The sequence below is a fragment of the Mycolicibacter senuensis genome (assembly GCF_003284925.1).
Classification (GTDB): domain Bacteria; phylum Actinomycetota; class Actinomycetes; order Mycobacteriales; family Mycobacteriaceae; genus Mycobacterium; species Mycobacterium algericum_A.
The window spans coordinates 25,798-46,300 of the sequence record NZ_QMEX01000019.1 but is presented as its reverse complement, the minus strand read 5'-3'; the positions used below and the strand labels follow the sequence as shown (position 1 = coordinate 46,300).

The 20,503-nt window shown below is 66.6% G+C and carries 17 protein-coding genes and 1 pseudogene; 8 read left to right on the top strand and 10 right to left on the bottom strand.

Annotated elements, in window-relative coordinates:
* Positions 1 to 462: PPW family C-terminal domain-containing PPE protein (locus DQP56_RS08000; protein WP_526022703.1), on the top strand; the 462-nt coding region annotated here is incomplete at its 5' end.
* 15 nt (positions 463 to 477) lie between these two features.
* Here the strand turns inward: DQP56_RS08000 and DQP56_RS07995 are convergent.
* The 3 genes and pseudogenes from DQP56_RS07995 to DQP56_RS25195 all read right to left on the bottom strand — a co-directional run.
* Positions 478 to 3,078: a LuxR C-terminal-related transcriptional regulator gene (locus tag DQP56_RS07995; RefSeq protein ID WP_112684421.1), complete on the bottom strand. Its 2,601-nt coding sequence runs from the start codon at positions 3,076 to 3,078 to the stop codon at positions 478 to 480.
* 106 nt (positions 3,079 to 3,184) lie between these two features.
* Positions 3,185 to 4,255 (bottom strand): catalase family protein, encoded by a 1,071-nt coding sequence (locus DQP56_RS25200; protein ID WP_234825554.1) that lies wholly within the window; start codon positions 4,253 to 4,255, stop codon positions 3,185 to 3,187.
* A 3-nt stretch (positions 4,256 to 4,258) separates the two neighbouring features.
* Positions 4,259 to 6,055: pseudogene (locus tag DQP56_RS25195) on the bottom strand (peroxidase family protein); the annotation flags it as partial.
* A gap of 381 nt (positions 6,056 to 6,436) precedes the next feature.
* On the opposite strand from DQP56_RS25195, the gene DQP56_RS24645 reads away from it, so the two are divergent.
* The 5 genes from DQP56_RS24645 to DQP56_RS07970 all read left to right on the top strand — a co-directional run bounded on the left by DQP56_RS24645 (position 6,437) and on the right by DQP56_RS07970 (position 10,934).
* Positions 6,437 to 6,574, top strand: a complete 138-nt coding sequence (locus tag DQP56_RS24645) for a hypothetical protein (RefSeq protein ID WP_165824940.1) — start codon at positions 6,437 to 6,439, stop codon at positions 6,572 to 6,574.
* Between the two features lie 293 nt (positions 6,575 to 6,867).
* Positions 6,868 to 8,376 (top strand): S8 family peptidase, encoded by a 1,509-nt coding sequence (locus DQP56_RS07985; protein WP_112684430.1) that lies wholly within the window; start codon positions 6,868 to 6,870, stop codon positions 8,374 to 8,376.
* 17 nt (positions 8,377 to 8,393) lie between these two features.
* Positions 8,394 to 9,662, top strand: coding sequence for a serine/threonine protein kinase (locus DQP56_RS07980; RefSeq protein WP_112684420.1), 1,269 nt, complete (start codon positions 8,394 to 8,396; stop codon positions 9,660 to 9,662).
* Between the two features lie 113 nt (positions 9,663 to 9,775).
* Entirely contained in the window at positions 9,776 to 10,591 is an 816-nt protein-coding gene (locus DQP56_RS07975) for a C1 family peptidase (RefSeq protein WP_234825551.1), read from the top strand.
* A gap of 19 nt (positions 10,592 to 10,610) precedes the next feature.
* The gene (locus DQP56_RS07970; protein WP_112684418.1) at positions 10,611 to 10,934 is read left to right on the top strand and encodes a protease inhibitor I42 family protein; all 324 of its coding nucleotides are present in this window, start codon (positions 10,611 to 10,613) and stop codon (positions 10,932 to 10,934) included.
* A 68-nt stretch (positions 10,935 to 11,002) separates the two neighbouring features.
* On the opposite strand, the gene DQP56_RS07965 is transcribed toward DQP56_RS07970, so the two are convergent.
* Together DQP56_RS07965 and DQP56_RS07960 are read right to left on the bottom strand one after the other, a co-directional pair.
* Complete coding sequence (locus DQP56_RS07965) at positions 11,003 to 12,640, bottom strand: DUF6345 domain-containing protein (RefSeq protein ID WP_286167724.1); 1,638 nt, start codon at positions 12,638 to 12,640, stop codon at positions 11,003 to 11,005.
* A gap of 182 nt (positions 12,641 to 12,822) precedes the next feature.
* Complete coding sequence (locus DQP56_RS07960; RefSeq protein ID WP_112684416.1) at positions 12,823 to 13,389, bottom strand: peptidoglycan recognition protein family protein; 567 nt, start codon at positions 13,387 to 13,389, stop codon at positions 12,823 to 12,825.
* A 155-nt stretch (positions 13,390 to 13,544) separates the two neighbouring features.
* Here DQP56_RS07960 and DQP56_RS07955 point away from each other — a divergent pair, with 155 nt between their 5' ends.
* Complete coding sequence (locus DQP56_RS07955; RefSeq protein WP_112684415.1) at positions 13,545 to 14,387, top strand: DUF5995 family protein; 843 nt, start codon at positions 13,545 to 13,547, stop codon at positions 14,385 to 14,387.
* A gap of 12 nt (positions 14,388 to 14,399) precedes the next feature.
* Here the strand turns inward: DQP56_RS07955 and DQP56_RS07950 are convergent, their stop codons facing one another.
* From DQP56_RS07950 to DQP56_RS07930, 5 genes are all read right to left on the bottom strand, one after another.
* Complete coding sequence (locus DQP56_RS07950; protein WP_112684414.1) at positions 14,400 to 15,521, bottom strand: hypothetical protein; 1,122 nt, start codon at positions 15,519 to 15,521, stop codon at positions 14,400 to 14,402.
* A gap of 93 nt (positions 15,522 to 15,614) precedes the next feature.
* Positions 15,615 to 16,955, bottom strand: coding sequence for a hypothetical protein (locus tag DQP56_RS07945; protein ID WP_112684413.1), 1,341 nt, complete (start codon positions 16,953 to 16,955; stop codon positions 15,615 to 15,617).
* 18 nt (positions 16,956 to 16,973) lie between these two features.
* Complete coding sequence (locus DQP56_RS07940; RefSeq protein WP_112684412.1) at positions 16,974 to 17,237, bottom strand: protealysin inhibitor emfourin; 264 nt, start codon at positions 17,235 to 17,237, stop codon at positions 16,974 to 16,976.
* Positions 17,238 to 17,254: 17 nt separating this feature from the next.
* Positions 17,255 to 18,301, bottom strand: coding sequence for a M4 family metallopeptidase (locus DQP56_RS07935; RefSeq protein ID WP_112684429.1), 1,047 nt, complete (start codon positions 18,299 to 18,301; stop codon positions 17,255 to 17,257).
* A 123-nt stretch (positions 18,302 to 18,424) separates the two neighbouring features.
* Positions 18,425 to 19,738 carry a phospholipase D-like domain-containing protein gene (locus tag DQP56_RS07930; protein ID WP_112684411.1) on the bottom strand — a complete coding sequence of 438 codons (1,314 nt, stop codon included), beginning with the start codon at positions 19,736 to 19,738 and terminating at the stop codon, positions 18,425 to 18,427.
* A 235-nt stretch (positions 19,739 to 19,973) separates the two neighbouring features.
* Here DQP56_RS07930 and DQP56_RS07925 point away from each other — a divergent pair, with 235 nt between their 5' ends.
* Positions 19,974 to 20,480, top strand: coding sequence for a LysM peptidoglycan-binding domain-containing protein (locus DQP56_RS07925; RefSeq protein ID WP_234825550.1), 507 nt, complete (start codon positions 19,974 to 19,976; stop codon positions 20,478 to 20,480).
* The last annotated feature ends 23 nt before the right edge of the window (positions 20,481 to 20,503 follow it).

Genomic DNA, 20,503 nt, shown 5'->3' with positions numbered 1-20,503 from the left:
GAGCACTCCAGGTGCCAGCCGGGGCGGCCCCGGCCCCCGGGCGTCGGTTTCGGGCCCACTTCCTCGATGTATCTGGTGAGCAGCGCCTCGGCCTCGGAACGACAGCGCACCGGCTCCCGCCGATCCCGCAGCGCCGAGGAGGAGGCCTCGGAGAGCCAAGCCGCACCCGCGGCAGCCGCCGCGCTCCACGAAGCCCAGCAGCGCCGTCGGCGCCGCCGCACCCAGCAGCACGGGTTCGGCGACGAGTACATGGACATGAACATCGCGGTGTCGCCGGACTTCACCGAGTCGCCGAGCGCATCGGATTCCGGCGCCGGCACGCTGGGCTTCGTCGGCACGGTCGCCGATGCGGGCCGGCGTGCGGCGGGGCTGACCGCCCTCGCCGACGATCGGTTCGGCAGCGGACCGCAGCTGCCGATGATCCCCAGCGGCTGGAGCCAGTCCTGTCGCGCGCAGGGCTGAACCGCAGCCGGTGGGCTAGGTGGTCGGGCCGTGCCAGACGATCTTCGCGAGTTCCTCGCGATCGGCGATGTCGAGTTTGATGCAGGCTCGGTAGATGTGACCTTCGACCGTGCGCACCGACACGGTCAGCCGCTCGGCGATCTGACGATTTGACAGACCACGGGCAATCAGCGCCGCGATCTCGCGCTCGCGGGAGGTCACCGGCAGGGGCCGCGCGGCGGTTCTGATCGCCGGTGTCATCGCCCCGTCGCATTGGGTGGCCAGCCACAGCGCACGCGCCGCCGACTCCGCGCTACGGCGCCGCTGACCGGCACGCTCGTATAGCGGCACCGCCTGCGCGGCGGCGTCCGCGGCGGACAACATCAAACCCGCGCCTTCGAATTCGACACTGACCGCGTCCAGGCCGGACGCTTTGGAGGCGGCGACGGCGTCGGCGTGTCGGGCGTACATGGCCGCGACCGGTCCCTCAATGCGTGTCGCCAATGTCCCCAATCGGCCTGCGACGGTGCGGTCACCGAACCGGGCGGCATGGTGCAGCGCTTCGGCCTCCACCGCGTACTGTCCCGATGTGTGGGCGAGATCCGCGGCGGCGCGGGCCAAGTCGACCGCCGAGCGTTCGCCGCCCTTGGCCGCGGCAAGCCACGCCTTGGCGATCATCACCTGCGGCTCCCACAGCGCCTCGTGCGGGCCGGTGTGCTCCTGGGTGTCGTCGAGGACCCGCTCGGCCTCGTCGACGTTGGTCAGTGCGGCGTACGCGCGCACCAGCAACACCCGTGCGGGTAGCTGCCACGGCAGTGAGGCCTCGGCGTTCAGCGCCGCGATCGCCTGCTCCATCGACGAGATCGCCTCGCGGAATCGGCCGCGATACGTCGCGACCAGACCGGCCATGATCTTGGCGATGGCCCAACCGACGAACTGCTCGGCAGAGGAGAACTGCGTGTAGTCAGCGACCCGCTGATCGGCCAAGTCGAGGTTTCCGAGGTAGGTCAGTGCCAGCACATCGCCGTAGCGCACCATCACCCGCAGCATGCCGTCAGTGGCCTTCTGCTCGGCGCGACACCTGGCGGCGATCGGTTCGAAATCGCCGCCGCGGCCCGCGAGCGGCATGGCGAGTCCCGCACCGAAGGCAGCGAAATCGATGGCCTGCTTGGGGGCTTGAGGGTCCGCCAGCACCTGCTCGGCTGCGGTCAGTCCTTCCTCGATCTGGTTCTGGTGGACCGCCATTGCCGACCCGGTGGCGTCCACGATGAGCTTCAGGGCCGGGTGTTGCACGCGAGTGCGCAACAGCGCCAACAGCTCGGTGGCCTGCGCGATATCACCCATCGACCAGAACAGGATCGACAGCCGCGGGATGCCCCACTGCACGAGTTGCAGCTCATCGAGGTGGGCGGGATCGAAACGGGTGAGGATCTCGTCAGCTTGTACCGGATGCCCCTGCCACAACAGCGCCCGCGACAGGAGCTCGGCGGCGCGCAAACCACCGCCCCGCTCAAAGGCCGCACGTGCCAGCCGCTCCCCAAGCGGGAGATTCGACAGGAAGATCGCATCTTTGGCCGCGCTGACGAGCAGGTCCATTTCGACGATCTGGTCGCTGTCGATACACAAGTGCGCCAGCCGGATGCGGTCCGCCGCCGAATCCAGTTCACGGTCTCGAAGCACCTGCACGATCCGGCCCCGCAGGCTGCGCGACGACGCGGTGCCGACCCGGCGGCGGACGACGTCACCGAATACCGGATGGCTGAACCGCGCGGTGGGGTGCCGACCGTCCTGGGCGACCCGGATCAGGCCCTGCACCTCCGCGGCGTCCACCGCCTCCTCACCGGCCAACTCGCACAGCGCGTCGATGTCGAGTGGTTCGCACAGCGCCAACAGCTTCAATGCGCCGACGACGTCATCGCCGGCGCGGTCGAGACGTTCATCGAGCAATGCCGCCAGGCCGGACGGCACCGTCGTCCGGCCACGCAGCTGCCACACTCCGTTGACTTCGGCCAGGGTCCCCGCATCGACGGCCCCCTCCACCAGGTGGCGCAGGAACAGCGGATTGCCGCCCGTCGATTCCCACATGACGTCGGCGCTGAGCCCCTCGAGCGTCCCACCGAGGACCGATTCGACCAGCGCGACACATTGTTCCTTGGTGAACACCTCGAGTTCGAGCCGTTGCAGGTTCCCGTCCTTCCACAGCGCGGTGACCGCGTCGAGAACCGGTTCGCCGCTACGCACGGTGGCCACCACCCGCGCCGCCCGCTCGACCACGAGCTGGTGCAGCAGGGTGGCCGTCAGTTGGTCCAACAGGTGGGCGTCGTCGACGCCGATAACGGTATCGCCGTTGGCGAGAAGGGATTTGCGCGCCGACATCAGCAGCGCGATCGGGTCACGGGATGCGGACGGCTCCACCCATTGGGCGAACACCCCCAGGGGGATACTGCGCGAGGATTCCGTGCACGCCGCCCAGTGCACCTGCGAGCGCAATGATGCGGTGACGGCACGGGCCAACGTGGTCTTGCCGACTCCCGCGGAGCCCACCAGCACCACGCCGCGACTGTCCTCGTCGCTCAGCGAGGAGCGGATCGCCTCGTATTCCGCGGGGCGATCGAGCAGCCGCCAACCGCCTGCCATGAATTGACAGTGTAAGTCCGCCTTTCCCTCACGTCACCAGGAATTTTCCATTTCGCCGACCGCGTTTTCGCTGCCCTGGCGCAGCGGTGCCGGCGGCCCACCGGCGTCAGTCCGGCAGCTGCGCGATATCGGTCGGTTCGATTCGGGGCGCGGCATTCACGGTGTGGCGGTATTGGCTCGACGCCTCATACACCTGCAGCTTGAGCCGGTTGATGGAGCCGAGGGGCCGGTGATCGGCCAGCGCGCGCCAGGAGTTGAACGACAGCACATCGTCGCCGAAGGCGCGTCGCTCCGGGCTGCACGGATTCTGGCGGGGAAAAGTTATCTTGGCCACCGGCCGGTGCGGCGACGCGGCTTCTGGCCACGCCACCGTGGCGTCTTCGATCGGCATCGTCACGACGTCGGTGCACAGTTGCACGCGCAACTCGTATTCGGCGGCGTTATCGCGGAAGAAGTCGATCATCAGGTCGCGATGGGCGTCCTGGCCGGCATCGCGGGGCACCAGCTGACCCTGCAGGTTTTTCACGGCGTCCGACAGCGGCGCGTAGAGCATCTTCGCGACGTAGTCGCCGTAGCGCAGCGGCGCCGACGAATAGAACGTCTCGCCCAGGATGTGGGTGTTGGCCGCGATGAAAACCGCGAGGTTCGAGGGCAGCCGCACACCGACCTTGGTGGCCGCGGCCAAGACCTCACTGCCCGCCCACAGCACACGGTCCGGCAGCATCGCCAGCACGCGGGCGGTCGGCATTCCCTGCGCCAGGTAGGCATGGGCGTCGGCGAACAAGAACTCGCGGTGGGTCACCATGATGAAATCCTGCGTAGTGGCATCGTCATCGGCCAGGGCGCGCGGTCCGTGCACGCCGAGAACCTTGATGGCAAGTCCGCGGACCCCGCGGATCTGATCGCTGCGCAGCACACCCGAGGTGGTGGAGATCCGCGCGATCACCGGGTAGGTCGCGGGCGCGGCGAACAGTCCCTGCGCCAGTTCCTCGGGGAGGTCGGGATAGACGGTGAGTTCGCCGCGCAGGATCGCATGGCTCTTGGCGTGCGCGTCGCGCAGCCCGTGCTTGAACTTGCGGTAGGCCCGTTCGTTGTTGTGGCGCAGCGAGGCGGTGATCTTGTCGATCACCTCGTTCTCGTCGGATCGTGGCCGCTCCAGGTCTTCGCGGTAGCGCACATAGCTGCGCGGGGTTTCACCGACGGGATGCCAGGGCGCGAAGGGATTGGCCACGCCCTCCAGGGCCGGTGCCAGTGTCGGGAAATGGCGCAGCAGCACGCGACGCATGTCATTGTCGGCGACCCAGTCCAGCCCCGCCGCGGTGTAGACCTCCGGACGGAAGTCGCGGGTGAAGAAGCGGTCACTGGCGAGTCGGCGCGATGCCATCAGGACGAAGATCCGAAACGCGGTGTCACTGAAGCCGAATCCCCTCGGCTTGGGTTCGGCGAAGAGCCCGACCATCAGGTCGACCCGCTCCACGTCGCCGTAGATCTGACGTAGTTCCTCGGCCCACGCCGGGTTGTCGGTCAACTCCTCGAACGACGACACCGGTGCGAGGCGCAGCAGGCGCCGGAACTCGTTATAGCGCGGCACACCCCGCTCACGCACCCTCAAGATGTCGGTGGCCGCCAGGTCGATCAGCGATCCATCCGGGCGCTCGAAGTGCTGCAAGTGCCGCGGGAAGTTGTGCAGCGTGAGGGCCCCGGGGTGGGCGCGACCGAACGAGTAGAAGAGGTCGGCCATCGGTATCTCGCTCAGCCGCTCGCGCACGTGCAGCAGTGTCAGGTCGGGAAACGCGTGTTCGGCCACCACACGGTCATCGGCCGCCGAGCGGAACTGGAAACTGTCGGGGATCAGGGGATGCATCCGGTAGACCGCCACGAACTCCTCGGTGAGCGAGTAGGGAACGCCATGGTGGTTGGTGGGTGACCCGGGTATGCCCTGCAGCACTTCGCTGTCGGTGATGCGCCCGAAGCGACGCCGGAACCGCTCGCCCAGAATCCCGAACCAGTTCGCGCGCATAGCGAACACGGTTGTCGGGTGGGCGATGATGGCCGGGGTCCAATCGATGGTGTGGATCTTGGCGATCAGTGCGGCGTTGACCAGCCGGGCCTTGTCGTAGAGTTCCTGATCACCCAGCTGCGGGTACCGGGCGGCCAGCCGTTCACATATCGCGTTGTGCTCGCGCATGAACAGCGAGTGCAAAAGGGCGAGGCCGACCCAGAAGTTCCCGGCCGCACCGGTCAGGTCCAGGTAGCGCTCCAGCTCGGCCGGCGGTAGCCCCATCTGATCCAGCTTGAGCTGACCCTTGTCGCCGGTGCGCAGCGCAGCACAGAATTCCGGTGTGGAACCGTAGATCTGCGAGGCGTCCCACCAGTGGGTGTCGCCGGTCACGAACGTGGGCGGACCGTCGGCGTCGGGGCTGGGGTCCGGCGCCGCCCGTTTGATCGTCATCGGTCGCTGCGGCCAGGGGTCATGGTCGTGCAGCGGGATCCGCCAGGGCTGCTCGTCGACAGTGCCGTGACTGAACCAGTCGTGCACCTCGAACTGGATCCAGGCGGCGGCCAGCAGGTTGAGCGTGGTCGCCGGCGCAAATTCGTCGCGGCCGAGCAGCTGCCGGCTGATCAACCGCGGATTGGGCTCCAGCAGCTGCGCGGGATCCTCGGGGTAGGTATGCGAAAGCGGAACATTACGGCCGAACCTGCTTCCCACCGAACCCATCAGCGGGTCGTCGACATCGTTATAGGTGCCGTTGAGAGTGCGGGCGCCCAGCCGGTCGCTTTCGGCCGGTGCGTCGTCGGGGGGATGGTCGGCGGGGCCGCGGCCGACGTCGTAAAGGTTGTATGCCCGAAGCTGATTGCGCAGCCCGACCAACACCGCGACCGCCAGCGGCCTGGGCAGCCGGGACCATCCGATCGTGCGGTCGGCCTTTTCGGCGACTCCTGACATGAACCGCGACACTGTTGCCCGCACTTCGATCCCGCCTCTCCGTGGTCATTTGACGCCGATGTTGCGGCTTCGTCAATCGTTGAGCGTCACGTCGGGAAGAACACGAGTAATCGGATACTCCATCTTCGGCGGTTCCGGGCCGCCGGTAGGCCCTTTACCTGTGGATTCGTGGGGATTCGCCACTGAAGACAGGTAGCTCGCCACTCGTGCAGCAGGTGTTGGGCAGCCCTAATTTTTCTCACATCAGCAACCTTCACGATGTGAGGAGAAATCAAAATGTCCGTGTCATCTCAGGCGCACACCGCATCGGTTGATGCGGCCCATCCCGCGCCACCGTCGACGCCCGTCCTCATCACGGAGGGTGAAGTTCTGTTAGGCACGGCCGCGGCGGTTTCATTGCCGCGACCCACTGTGAGCCACCGGCTGATGGCCGCGGTGCGCCGGACGCTGGCCGCACTGCCCAGTCTTCCGCCGCCGGCGCCCTATTACCCGGGCCTGCGTGATTACCTGGAGCCCGCACGCATGGCACGCGAGATGTACCGGCTATGAGCGTCATCGTGGCCGCCTGCGTGGCCGTGCTGATCATGCTCATTTCGGGCGGCGCGCACGAACTGCAGCTGCGGCTCGAGCGTTGGGACTACGAACGCCATTATGAGGACTGAACGGTCGTCATCACCGCGAATCGAGTAGGCGGATATTGCTGTGGATCACGAACATCGGGGTGACAATCACAGAATGTCACCACCGTTGCGCGTCCTGATCCGCTGTCGGGGGCCGCGGCGGGCTCGGGAAGCACGGCCGTGACCGCCGGCGGCGAGTCCCGGGGCCCCCGCAGCCGGCCGATGGTCAGCCAGCTGTTGCTCGCCCCGCCGGAGGAGGTACCGCCGGAGGCCGATCGAGCGGTGCGCTCCGTCGAGCAGGGCCGCCGAGTAGTTCTCGTCGAATTGCGGCTGGGACCGGGTGCGGACCCGCAGGCGGTCCGACACCAGTTCAACGAGTTGTTCGCACACGTCTTTCGGGCGCGTAACCGACCGCCCCGGCCGATTCCCGTCGGCCGGCACTACATGCGGTGCACGCTGGCCCCCGCCGAGGTGCAGCGACTGGTCCAGGGCGGCGCCCGGCCCAGCAGAGCCGCCACCGAACGCGCACTGGCGCTGATTTACCACGTGTGGCCGGATTTCGTGGTCAACGCCCATCTGGATCGTTCGGTGACGACCATCCAGGCCGATGCCGCCTCACGCACGTTCCGGTGTGACGGCACCGGGGTGGTGTGGGCGGTGATCGATTCCGGTATCGACGCCGGACATCCGCACTTCACCAGCAATGCAACGCTGTCGGCGAGCTCGGTGGCGTCGCTGCACCATGACTTCACCATCACCGACCCCGCCCAGCCCACCACCGGGTCGTCCCCGCTGACCGATCCCTTCGGGCACGGCACCCATGTCGCGGGCATCATCGCCGGCCGGGCACCCGCGGACCAGGCCATGCTGCGCATCGCCGCCAACGAGCCGACGGCCCAAGGCCTGCCACGCTGGCTGGCGCGAGACCTCCCCCCCGGTGCCGCCCTGTCCGGAGTTGCTCCGGGAACGAACCTGGTCAGCCTGCGAGTGCTCGACAAGGACGGACAGACCCTTTCCAGTGCGGTGATCGACGCGCTCGACTATGTGCGCACCGTCAACGCCGGCGGCCGTGATCTGGTGATCCACGGGGTGAATCTGTCGCTCGGCTGCGGCTGGCTCATCAGGGATTACGCCGCCGGGCAAAGCCCGCTGTGCCGGGAGCTGGACCTGCTGGTCGGGACCGGTGTGGTCGCCGTCGTCAGCGCCGGCAACTTGGGCGCCGGGGTCGTCGGCGCCGGTGTCGGTGCCGCAGCCACCGGCGCGAGCGGCGACGTATACGGGCAGCTGTCGACCATCACCGACCCCGGCAATGCCGCATCGGCCATCACGGTCGGGTCGGTACACCGCTACCGACCGCACACCTTCGGGGTGACCTTCGACTCGTCGAAGGGGCCCACGCTCGACGGGCGGCTCAAACCCGAGTTGGTGGCGCCCGGCGAACGGATCACCTCCGCGGCGACCGGGAAACAGGCGGCCGGTGTGCCCCCGTTGGCGGCCGGTCCCTCGGATCCGTCGGAGCTGGCCCGCTACATCGAAGACAGCGGCACCTCGATGGCGGCCGCCCATGTGTCCGGGGCGATCGCCGCTTTCCTGTCGGCGCGCACCGAGTTCATCGGTCAGCCGCAACGTGTCAAGCAGATCTTCATCGACACCGCGACCGATCTCGGCCGCCACCAGTTCTTTCAGGGCGCCGGCCTGATCAACCTGCTTCGGGCCCTGTCCAGTACCTAGTAGCCGGGAGGAACGAGATGATCACCATCAACGGATTGCCGTACTACGAGCTGGATTTCAACGCCGACGGCGCGCTGAACGGTGACGGCGGGCTGCCCGCCGCGGTCGAGGCCGGCGGCATCAGCGACCTGTTCGTCTTCTCGCACGGCTGGAATAACGGTGTCGACTCTGCCCGTGACCTCTACCAGGCGATGTTCTCACTGCTGGCAGACCAGCTCGGGACTCATACCGCCACCAGTGCGGCCGTCGGCGTGCTGTGGCCATCACTGCTGTTTCCCGACGACGATCCGGCCACCGCGCCGCCGGTGCCCTCCACGGGAGCACAACTGGCCGCTGCACTCGCACCGGCCTTCCCCGACCAGCAGGGTCACCTCGACACGTTGGGCCTGCTGCTCGACGACCAACCCCAGGACCCCGACAAGCTAATCGAATTCCATTCCCTGGCGAGCGATCTCGTCACCACCAGGCCGCAGGGCAGCGAGGACACCGGTGAAGCGGCGCTACTGCGGTCCGACACGACGGCCGACACCGCCGCCGTGCTGGGCCACGCCGCCGCGATGGCGCCCGCCGGCACCGGCAATGCGCAAGGGCTGGGCAATCCTTTTGCCGGGCTGTGGTCGGGCGCGCGGGAAGTGCTACGCACGCTGAGCTACTACGAGATGAAGAACCGCGCCGGGGTGGTCGGTCAAGTCGGGCTGAGCCCCTTGCTGGGGCGGCTCGGTGGGGCCGCCGGCCCCCCGCGCATCCACCTGATCGGCCACAGCTTCGGCGCCCGGCTGGTCTCCTACGCGCTGGCCGGCCTGCCCGACTCCGCGACACCGGCAGCCAGCCCCGTCAAATCCCTGACCCTGATCCAAGGGGCGTTCTCCCACTTCACTTTCGCCAGGTCACTTCCCTTCGACAACAGCCGGCCCGGCGGGCTCGCCGGTTGCGAGGCACGCGTCGACGGCCCCCTGCTGGCGACGTTCAGCCGGGCCGATCGGGCGGTCGGTTGGTGGTATCCCGCCGCCAGCATGCTGACACGCCAGGACGCTCAGGCCGCCGAGGACCTCATATACCGGTGGGGCGCCATGGGCCATGACGGCTACCAGAATGACCCCGCTGCTGAAGCCGTTCAGCTTGCCGAGCCCAAAATACCGTATAGCTTTGCCTCCCAGCGGTTCTACGCACTGGATGCCAATGCCGTGATCGCCGCCAACCAATCGGCCTTCAGCGGTGCCCACAGCGACATCAGGCACCCCCAGGTCACGTGGGCCATCGCCGCAGCCGCCGATCTCGCCTCCTGAACGCCCCGCATAATCGGGTAGCGCACTACGCGTGCTGTATCACTGTTCGGCTCACGATGATTGGGGTCGTACGCGGGTATCGAACCCGACCCAATCACACGGAGGTCAGTGAAATGGCAAAGGCTTCAACACGGCGTGGCGAACGCAAGCGGATCTGCAATCTGGTTCCCACGCCGGAAGAGAGCATGAAGACCGACTGGAAGTTCACCGACGCGTTGGCCGCGGGGGTTCTCGGCGCCCCCGCCGCGCTGCCGGCCAGCGTCGATCTGCGCAACTCCTGGTGGGCCATCGGCGATCAGGGCAACACCGGTTCGTGTGTCGGCTGGGCGTCCACCGACGGCGTGGCGCGCTACATGTTCGTCACGGCCGGCAGACTGGCGAAGACCGAGAAGCTGTCACCGCGTTTCGCCTGGATGGCGTCCAAGGAGACCGACCAGTTCACGTCGCGGCCGGAGACGATGATCGAAGGCGCGGGCACCACCCTCAAGGCTGCGGTTGACGTGCTGCGCAACTACGGCGCGGTACCCGAGAGCATGCTGCCGTTCAAGATCAACACGGCGATGTACTCCGGCAACGAGAACACCTTCTACGCCACAGCCGCCACGCACAAGGTCGCGTCGTATTTCAACCTGCAGCTCAATCTGGACAACTGGCGCGCCTGGGTGAGCCAGCACGGCCCGATCCTGGTGGGTCTCAATGTCGATGCGACGTGGGACAACGCTGCGACAACAGGCGGCAAACTGGATGAATTCCAGCCCGCAACGGTCCGGGGCGGCCATGCTGTGACGGTGGTCGGTTACACCGGCGACGGGCGCTTCATCATCCGCAACAGTTGGGGCACCGGGTGGGGTGACGACGGTTTCGGCTACGCGAGCCCGGAGTACATCAACGGAGCGTTCTTCAACGAAAGCTACGGAGTGACACTGTGATCACGAAGCGCAATACGGTATGTCAATCGGCCTGACCGAACGCGACGACGGCCGCCGGATTCAGGTACGCGTCGGCGACACGATCGAGATTCGACTGCCCGAGAACGCCCCAGCGGGCTACCGCTGGGGCGTTGACAGTCTTGCGGAACGACTGTTCGAACTCACCGAGGAACGCGGTGACTACCCCACTGCCACTGTGGGTTCGGTTGGCGAGGCGTACTTTCGAGTCACGGTGCGAGCATCGGGGGAAGGCACCCTGCGGTTCACCTACGGCCGGAGTTGGGAGGGCGCCGCCGGCGTGCAGAGACGGTTCGCCGTCGACGTCCAGGCGATCGCCGGCTAGGGCCGATGCAGAACTGGAAGAACCCGGGCTCAGTTGAGCGAGCCCGGGTCCAGTCCAGCCGGGGGGTGTCATCCCAGCGGTGCCTCGACGCGGTAGCGCTTGCGCAGGCCGTTGCCGAAGTCCACCTCGATCTCGCGCGTGGCCACCACGACCGCCTGGTCGAGTTGCATGGCGTAGCCGACTTCGGTGGTGCCGGGCACCAGCGAGTAACCGACCGGCATCTGCCCCTTGGTCGCCCAGCGCGCCAGCTGCTGCGCCCACGACGCCCCGAGGCGCTGCCCCACCGGATCCTGGTCGGCCACCACCGCGGCGGGCTGTTCGGCGCCGTCGGGGGTCGGTGTCGGTCCGCCACCGCCCACGGCAGCAGCGAGCCGGTCCACCGCCCGGACCGAGCTGGCGACCCGGGTGACCTTGCCGTCGTTGTCGACCGACACCCGGACCTCGCCGGCACCGGGGGTGACCACCGGCAGACCGTTGATGATCTGTTTGAACTGCACGGTCGTGCCGGTCACCACCGGGTCCAGCAGCTCGCCGTCGCCCTGGGCGCTACCGCCGGCCTCGGCGGCATATCGGACCTTGTCGAAGACCAGCTCCGCGTCCCTGGTCAACCCGTACCGGCCGAGAGCCTCTTGGGCGATCGCCGCCGCTTGGCTCACCGGAATCTGGTCGCGGTTGGCGTAGTTGTGGTTGTCGAGTTGCGCTTCGATGGACCCGTCGGCGCCATATGCCAGCTGGGAGTCGCCGTCGCCGACGCGGAGGGCTCCGCTGGCGGACACCGGCACCTCGCGAGGAATACTGACCCGCAATCCGAAGCGATCGACCGTCGAGCGAAGAAGTTTCGGGTTGACCTCGACCGGCCGCAGTCGCGCGCCCCGTAGGTCGGCTGGGACCGCGAGCTGTCGTTCGCGCGTACTCAGGTTCGTCGGCGCCAGGCTGGATGCGTAATACCAGCGCCACTGCCACCAGTTCTTGCTGACGTGACCGAAGTTGAAGAGGCGTTCGTTGTTGAGACGATCGGTGGCTTCGGCCTGGGTTGCCCCGCAGGCCACGACAGACGGCACCTGGCCGTGGGAGATCCGCCAGCTGGCATCCATCCAGGCGGTGCTGAAGGACTTGCCTTTGTTCCACTCCTCGAAGAAGTACTTGCCGTAGTTGCCGTCGTCCAAGCTGGTGGTCTCGAAGCCGAACAGCATCCGGAAGCCCAGATTCGCGGAGTTCCAGGTGATGATCGGATTCAGCGGGGCGTACACCGGGCAGGCGAAGCAGGTCGACCAGAACAGATAGTTGGCGCGTTCGTTGCCCAGGCGCATATTGCCGGCCCACGCATTGGTGCCCTGGTTGTTCCAATTGCCGCCCAGCGGGAACCACACACTTCCGTCCGCGCGGCGGCCGCCGTGTCCGGAATGGTAGGCGACGTTGACCGCGTCCATTCCGTAGGTGTCCTGCCAATCATCGAAGTCCTCGTAGTAGGACCAGATTTGGACATTGCCGTCCTTATACCAGAAGTTCGGCGCGGTGAACTTGCCGACATAGCCGAGGAAGCCGGCGGCATCCTCGTGGGTCGACATCAGCGACCCGGCGTCGGCAAACGTTTCGATGGAGAAGGCGCCGTAGGCATTTGCGCCACCACGAGCGGCGCCGTCCCCGGCAACGGAAGGGGACAGCTCCCCGAGGGGATTGTCACCGACTGAGTTACTCAAAACCATCCGGGCGGTCCCGTTTTTACTGGTCGCAGCGGCAGGGGTGACGCTGCGACCGGTTGTGGTTGTGGCCAGCGTCTTCAATCCCGACTTCTTCGTAGGCATATCGACTCCAATCTCGATGCTGAGTTACTCCCCCGAGCATCGAGCAGCCGATAGCGCACGCCTAGAGTACGGCGCTACTTCAGTTATTCGACTGTGACATCGGGCCTTTCGTTTCTCCGCTTGGTTTCCGGCAGCCGGGCCGCGACGTCACAACGCAAGCGGTCCACATCGAGTGCGCCCGGATCCCATTTGCGCGGATTCCACTCCCGGTGCCCGATCACGTGGGAGCTGGGTTGGCCCAGTTTGCGCAGGATGGCGGCACAACACCGCACCAAGGCGTCGTATTGTGGTGTCGACCAGCCTTCGGTGCCGGTGTTCACCGCCCGAATACCGATCGTGTGCCGATCCGCGTCGTCGGTGGGCAGACCGGGATAGCGCCCCGAGCCGGCATGCCGCGCGATTCGGGCCGTGATGACGGTGACGGTGCCGTTTTGAGCAAGGTGGAGCTGCGCGAGCGGGCCGGTCACAGCGGCTGTGCCGCCCGCGATGCGCTCCGGCGGCGCCTCATCAGCGCCGGTGTGGTGGCAGATCACCCCCCAGATGTCGGTGAAGTCGCCGTGGCCGCAGAACCGCCATCGGGGGAACTCGACCACGTCGAGCCCTTCTGCTCGCAGCACGTCGGGCAGCCAAAGCGGATTGTTCGAAGACATCGACTCCCCTTCCCCTGTCCGTCCACAACGCTAGGGGCGCAAGGCCTCTCACGACACGAGTAGCGCAGTACCCGCCTCGGCGAATCCCGGGCCGGCCATGGCGATTCGAGTAGTCGGTTACGCTAGGTTTGGCGACTCGACCGGCGGATCCTCGGATGATGAGCGCCATCCCGTCACCGCCGGATCCATTGCCCCGCGCCACCACGCTGGACGACGTGGTCGAAACGATCGGCACCGTCATCGACTGGTCGATCGGTGCGTCGAACCGTCTGGGATATTTTGCGGCGTTGTACAAACGAATCACCATCGCGGTGCGAACGGCGGTGGCACACGATACGTTCGAGGACGGCCCGCGGATGGAGCGGTTCGATGTCGCCTTCGCCAACCGTTATTTCGACGCACTCAACGGATATCTCCATCCGCAGCGCTACCCGGAGCCGACCCGCTCCTGGTGGGCGGTTTTCGCGGCTGCGAACACTGCGAAGCCGATCCTGGTGCAGCACCTGGTCGCCGGAGTCACCGCGCATATCGCTTTTGATCTCGGCATTGCCGCGACGCAGATCTCGCCCGGGCCCGACCTGTGGACACTGCACCACGATTTCGACACGATCAACGCCGTGCTGGCCGGCCAGGTCAATGATGTCGCCTCCCGGCTGAATCAGCTGTCACCAGCGTTGAGCGATCTATATGCGGTCCTGGCATCCAGCGAGCTGTTCGCGATCAACGGTGCCGTGCGGGCGATGCGCGACAGCGCGTGGCGCTTCGCCGCGCTGCTGGCCCTGGAGCCGGCGTTCGTGCGCCCTGCGACAATCCGGATCCGCGACCGCGCGGTCGCCGCGCAGGTGGTGTCGGTCTTCGATGCGCCCGCGCTGACCGCCGTGTCCGCGGCAGTCATCCGCGAGATCGCCCAACGGGAAAGCCAGGATATCGTCCGGAACATCCAGGTGCTCGACGCGATCGCCGCCGCCCCGGCAGCGCCGATCCAGACCACGCTGTGACGGCGCGGCGCCTCACGGCCCCTGCTGGTTGGGCCGGACGGCGGTGTTCGGGGATTTGGCCGCGTCGCGGTTCGGGGTGGGAATGCTGTCGAGCACATTCTGGGTCTGAATGTCGATCAGCCGGGTGAACGCCTGCTGCGAACCGCCGAAGATCAGCGCGTAAGCGACGAGCTGCGCTGTACCGGCGACGGCGACGTCCGGGCCCAGGACACCGGCGCGGACCAGCAGCAGCCCGGCCAATGCCGTCAGTGCGCCGGTCGGCAGCTTCACCAGCAGCGAGGCCATCGGAACCGCGTAGGGCGTTGAGGAGCCACGCATTCGGCGAATCGCGACCGATCCCATCAGGCCGGCGCTGAACAGTCCGATGAGCTCCACCAGAAAGACGTCGCCGCCGCTCGGCGCCGATCCCCCCGTGGGGCAGGAGGCCACGGTCGGATGGTTCGACGCGCACAGCACAAACCAATTCGGGGCGCACCAGCCCAGGAGACCGATCCCGACGGCGAACAGCGTGAGCACGAAGGTGGCTCCCAAGAGGAGATTGCGAAAGCTGCGCGTCCGGACGTGCTCGTCGGCACACGCCGCGAAGATCGCCCGCATGTCCTGTGCGATGTGGCCGCGGTCGTCGTCGGCCAGGTCGGGTTTCGCGGCGTAGCGCCGCAAGTCATCCAGGCGGGCATCGCGGGGTTTGAGCAGTAGCGCCGCGTCAGTGATGATGTCGGGCAGTTTCGCGGCGACGGTGTCCGGCGGCGACAGCCGGGTGAGCGTGACTTCGACCGCATTGATGTGCGCCAGCGCGCGGGCGACATCGACCCCCGTCCACGCGTTCCGCAGTCCCGGACGGCTTTTGACGACTTCATCCGCGGCGCGCAGCCTGCTCTTCGCCTCGGCCAGCCGACGTCGCTGGGTGGCGGATGCCGCGCTTCCCAACTGGTCGATCAGACAGTCGATTTCGACATCGAGCTCGACGATCCGGCTTTGTGCATTTTCTCGCCACGCGGCGTGCAGCCGCCGTTTCGCCGGCTGAATACCCGGCAGCGGCGTCGACTCCGGATCGGATCGGGTGGCGCCGGCGTCCATCCAGCGGACGACGGCGTCGGTGTCGGTATTCGTGGGTTTGCCGAGTGCTCGGGTCATGACGCATATCCCTCCGGGCGGTGGCCGTCTGAATCCAGCATCTGTCCCGGCCCGACCGGTCGGCACGAGTAGCGGTCTACTCCAATTCGGTCGCTAACGCGCACCTGGGTGAACGTCGGCGTCTGACGGCACATACTCGGCCGAACTGCTGATGATCGCGGTGGGGTTGGCCTTGTCGATCTGATACATCGTGTCGATGTGGCGGAGCGGATCCTTGAGGGTTTCTCGGGTGCCGAAGAACGGCACCAGTTCCGGCACATCCATGGTCGGTGCGGGGGGAGCGACCATGACGAAGACCCGTGACATCGGATGATCCGAAACCAGGTCCTGGATCGCACCTGTCGAGGCGAACTGACTTTCCGAGCACAACACGCCCGCTTTGGTGTCGCCGAAGTCGTGGACCTTCCCCGCCTCGTCGAAGAAGGCCGCCGGGTCCTTGGCGAAGGAGATCTGGGGCGGGTAACACGAGTGGGTGTCTTTGAGAATCCGGTGGGTGACGAAAACCCCGTTCACCGAGAGGCGTACCAGCCGGACCTTGCGCGAGTCGATGTCGATCACCAGCTTCTGCTCGGCCGTCTCGCCGGGGGAGAGAAAGGCGTCGTCGTACGGGGCGGCGAACAGATTGGCGTAGAGCAGCTGGGCGTCGGCGGGCAGATTGGGGGTTTCGCGGTACTCCCCTCGCAGCACCCGCCCCACCGGAGTCAGCCCGGCGAGCAGGTGTTCGGTGTTGGCCGGTTCCGACGGTGTTCCAACGGGGTACGCCGTCACGCGCATCAATGCCGCGTGTATCTCGGCCTGAACCGAACCACGGTTGTGCAGGGTCGTTTTCGCCAACAAGTGAATGATCGGGCCGGTCGAGCCCGTCGGCGAGAGCTCGGTGCTGATGTCGACGAGCGGACGTGCCGACGCGGGCAGGTACTCGGTCTGCATCCAGAATTGGCCAAGGCCCACCAACGGGAACAGTGCGACAGCGACGGCTGCGCCCCTGCTGAAGGCACCGCGGGCGTACCGGCCCAAGTAGAGCACCCAGAGCAGGGCAATACCGCCCATCGCCAACGCGATGCCCGTCACGCCCATCAGCTGGCTCTCGGGGCTGCGCTGATCGACCATCCAGACGTAGACCGAAAGGCCCGCGACGAAGACTTGACTCACCATCGCGGTCAGCGCGGCACCGCGGGATCGCTTGGCGATCTGAACCAGAGCCAGCGCGCAGGTGATGCCGATCGCGCTCAACAGCGCTGTCCCGATCAGGTCCCACGCGGTGCTGGTCAGCGTCGCATTCCGCACGGCCAAGCCGAGGATGAGCGCGGCGGCGGCGCCGACCCACCCGGCCAACAGGATGCGTAGCGATCCGGGCACGCCGGCGAGATCAGGGTCTTTGCCGGGCGCCTCGTGATCGTCGGCTTCATCGACGGGTCGTTCAAGGGTGATCATCGGTACTCCTCGGGCGCGCTAGATCGTTTCTCGCACCAGGCTTGTCACCGACTGCGGTAACAGACTTTCGGGTATCTCACGGCGGGTCTCCCCCGCCGGCGTCCGGCGCGTCACCACATAGATGTAGCGATCAGCGCCGACATCCCTCGGCATCGACGCCGTGCTGTCGATGAGGCGGTCCAGCTCTGCCCGGGCATCGGGTTCCAGCGCGTCGGCCTGAACCCGGCCGGCCGCCGGCAATCCGGCCAGGCCGCCGCGCCGTTCGATGACATATTCACTCATCGCCCGCCTCGCTTCAGCTACGCGATGCCGACCGCTTCCCATGCGGCGTCAATCGCACTGTATACAGCGGTATCCGCTGCAAACAAGGATTTGGCCGCGGACCGGGTCAGGTTGGCGAACGACTTCATCTTCATGTTGGGAGTGGCTTTGGGACTGGTGAGTGCCGCATACCAGGCCTTACCGGCCTTCTCCCATGACTGTCCGCCGATGGCCTTGGCGGCGAGATAGAACGCGCGATTGGGTATGCCGCTGTTGGTGTGCGGATCGCCGCCCGGCACGTAGTCGCGGTAGTGCCCCGGCTGCCGGGACAGACAGTGCTGTGCGCCCGGATCGGCCATGTCGCGAAGACAGGTGTAACCCTTCGCGGCGGCTTTCGGGCCGATGATGTCGGCTCCGATGAGCCAGTCGGCCTGATCGACGGTCTGGTTCTTCCGCCACTGGCGGAACATGGTGCCGAACACGTCGGAAACGCTTTCGTTGAGGCCGCCGGCTTCGTTGGTGTAGTTCAGGCCCGCGGTGAACTGGGTGACGCCGTGGGTCAATTCGTGTCCGATCACATCAGTCGATGCGGTGAAATCGACGAACACCTCGCCGTCGCCGTCGCCATAGGTCATTTGGGTGCCGTTCCAGAAGGCGTTCGAGTAGTGGACGTCGTAGTGGATCGACGACACCAGCGTCATGCCGGCGTTGTCGACCGAGTTGCGTCCGAAGCACCGGGCGTAGAAGTCGGCCACCGCCAGCGTCTCTCGGTGGGCACGGCTGGCGGTCTCGTCCGAGGACGAGTCCGGGTTGAGAACCGGGGCGCCGGGCAGCGACCGGGTGTTCTTACAGTTGAACACCGTAGATTCCGGTTGCGACGCCAGCCTGTTGGCGATCTCCGCACCGGTGAACAGCATGCCGGCCTGGGCGGCGCGGATCTGCGCGGTCCTGAGTTGACGCCACACCGGCTCGAGTGCACCGGTGTCACGTAGCGCTTGACGGGACCGGGCGGACAGGGATTCGTCGGCGGCGAGTTCCTCCAGCACATCCCTGGGAACGATGAAGCAACCGCAGTTACTGTGCATGACACCCTCCGGGTGGCTCAGGCTCCCATCCCAGGAGCGCTCATTGGTGGACATCACCCATGCTGGCTGCCGTCGCGGACTCGGGTCACGAGTAGCCGACTACGCGAACCCGGCACTGCCGCCTCATATTTGTTCGTAGTCGGCGGGCTCGACGCGCACGAACCCGCCGGTGCCGAGCGCGGCACGCGTCACCGGCGCCTCCCCGAGGCCCTGCTCGGGGCTGGTGAACGCGCTGTCCCAGTCCGTCTTGAATATCGCCTCGAAGTACTGCGCGATGCCCGGGTGCGGCACCCACAGTCCGGCCTCACGGTTCTTGGTGACCGCGGAATCAGACCAATTCTGCGAGGACACCAACACCGCAGCGCCGTCTATCACGATCATCTTGTTGTGACAGTGCACCAACTGATCGGTATTGATGTAACGGATATTGTCATCCAGCTTGAGTCCGTAATCCTTGGCCAGCACATCGAGATTCGCGTGCTCGCGCGGCAACTCGCCACGGTCGAAGACTTTGCCTAGGACGATGTGCACCTGCAGCATCGGGTGTTGGGCACGCGCCGCCGCGACGGCATCCAGGAGTCGGCGCACTCCCGGCTGATGGGCCTTGATGTACTGCTGCTCGATGACGATCGATCTCGTTGCGGTTCGGATCAGGGCGGGCACCACATCCAGGTAGTTGTCCGGACTGAGCACCGGCTGGACGGTCAACGGGACATCGAGCTGGAACACGCGGCTGGGAAACAGTTTCGACGGATGATGCGTCGGTGCCCGTTCGACGAGGATCATCCCCGGTTCCGGCGGCACGCCGAGCGCTTGGTCGGTGCCTGCGGTCACCCGGGCCATGTCCCGGGTCAGGATGCCGGTGAACAGCCCGGCCAGCTCCGCAGAGCGAATCGCCAGGCCCGCGTCTCGATTACCAGTGCGGAACGCGGGCACCCCACCACCGTCGACTTCGTTGAGCGGGATGGAGTTGGGGCTGTAGTTGCCACTCTGCACCAGAGTCCACTCGTCGTCGATCACGATGACCTTCTCGTGCGCGGCCGCGAAGACCTGGACGCTGGGATTGGCGCAGGACGGCGCGGGTACCCCCACCACGCCCATATCGACGAGCTTGCCGAAAAGCCGGGTCTCGGCCGCACTGTCGATATCGAGCATGAGCGACACCGTGACGCCGCGCGCCAACGCGTCGAGCACAAGCTGCTTCATATAGGCGGCGGAGAAGTCGTAGATCCCGATCAGGATCGACCGCGTGGCCGCGTCGAAGAGTTTCTTGGTCACCGCGTAGGTGGAGTCCGGTGACGCGTAGGCGATGACGTCGCTGTGCACGCTCACTGCCGGGATGGATTGCTTGGTGTAGCTCGTCAGGTGGCACCGCCGGTTGACCAGCGATACCGGCAAAGACGCCGCGGCGCCCGCTGTTTCGACCCACATCGGCATGGCCGCGCCTCCCTCTGCTCGCCCCGGCCCGGCCCGAGTGGTCGGCGGGATTCCGGTTGACACCGATGCTCCACCCAGGCGACCGGCCGTGACACGAGTACCGGGCTACGCGAAACCGTGACGGTCAGCTCGGCACCGGCGCGAGTCGCGAAATGGAGTAGTCCACTACCCGTGCGTCCCCGGCGGCGTCGGCAGCAGGATGGCCATTACCAAGCCAGCGAAAAGGATCCTTGGCATGAATGAGATTCCGCGACTCGCGGTCCGCACTCCGCAACCGTTCGACATCGTCGGCGACAGTTTCGTCTTGTGCGGGCTCGGCGGCGCCTTCGAAGGTGTCGTCGGTTCGGCAACCCTGACCGACCGCAACGGCACCGTTGTGACCACCGTCGCGCCGATGTTCGTGCCGAACACCGGATTCGGCTACACCCTGTTCGACTTCCCGGTCAGCTATCCGGTGCCCACCACCGCGGAGGGCATGCTGATCGTCCGCTCGGACAACCCCAGCGGGCTACCCGAGAACGACTTCACGGTGTCGGTGCCGCTGACGTTCGGGCGCCCGCTGCTCGGCGGGCCGTTCCACAGTTTCTCCCTGCATCGCGTCGTCCCCGGCGACACCCTTTTCAAGATCGCGCAGGACCGCTACGGCGACGGCAACCTGTGGCAGCGACTGTTCATCGCCAATCGAGACCGCATCGACAATCCCGATCTGATCCGGGTCGGCCAGGTCCTGCGAATTCCCTAGTCCGACAGGAAGGAATGACAACC

Excerpts from the sequence above, each read along its gene's own strand:
- DQP56_RS07995 (WP_112684421.1), bottom strand. The coding sequence starts at position 3,078 with ATGGCAGGCGGTTGGCGGCTGCTCGATCGCCCCGCGGAATACGAGGCG.
- DQP56_RS07985 (WP_112684430.1), top strand. The coding sequence starts at position 6,868 with ATGGTCAGCCAGCTGTTGCTCGCCCCGCCGGAGGAGGTACCGCCGGAG.
- DQP56_RS07980 (WP_112684420.1), top strand. The coding sequence starts at position 8,394 with ATGATCACCATCAACGGATTGCCGTACTACGAGCTGGATTTCAACGCC.
- DQP56_RS07975 (WP_234825551.1), top strand. The coding sequence starts at position 9,776 with ATGGCAAAGGCTTCAACACGGCGTGGCGAACGCAAGCGGATCTGCAAT.
- DQP56_RS07970 (WP_112684418.1), top strand. The coding sequence starts at position 10,611 with ATGTCAATCGGCCTGACCGAACGCGACGACGGCCGCCGGATTCAGGTA.
- DQP56_RS07965 (WP_286167724.1), bottom strand. The coding sequence starts at position 12,640 with ATGGTTTTGAGTAACTCAGTCGGTGACAATCCCCTCGGGGAGCTGTCC.
- DQP56_RS07960 (WP_112684416.1), bottom strand. The coding sequence starts at position 13,389 with ATGTCTTCGAACAATCCGCTTTGGCTGCCCGACGTGCTGCGAGCAGAA.
- DQP56_RS07955 (WP_112684415.1), top strand. The coding sequence starts at position 13,545 with ATGATGAGCGCCATCCCGTCACCGCCGGATCCATTGCCCCGCGCCACC.
- DQP56_RS07950 (WP_112684414.1), bottom strand. The coding sequence starts at position 15,521 with ATGACCCGAGCACTCGGCAAACCCACGAATACCGACACCGACGCCGTC.
- DQP56_RS07945 (WP_112684413.1), bottom strand. The coding sequence starts at position 16,955 with ATGATCACCCTTGAACGACCCGTCGATGAAGCCGACGATCACGAGGCG.
- DQP56_RS07940 (WP_112684412.1), bottom strand. The coding sequence starts at position 17,237 with ATGAGTGAATATGTCATCGAACGGCGCGGCGGCCTGGCCGGATTGCCG.
- DQP56_RS07935 (WP_112684429.1), bottom strand. The coding sequence starts at position 18,301 with ATGCACAGTAACTGCGGTTGCTTCATCGTTCCCAGGGATGTGCTGGAG.
- DQP56_RS07930 (WP_112684411.1), bottom strand. The coding sequence starts at position 19,738 with ATGCCGATGTGGGTCGAAACAGCGGGCGCCGCGGCGTCTTTGCCGGTA.
- DQP56_RS07925 (WP_234825550.1), top strand. The coding sequence starts at position 19,974 with ATGAATGAGATTCCGCGACTCGCGGTCCGCACTCCGCAACCGTTCGAC.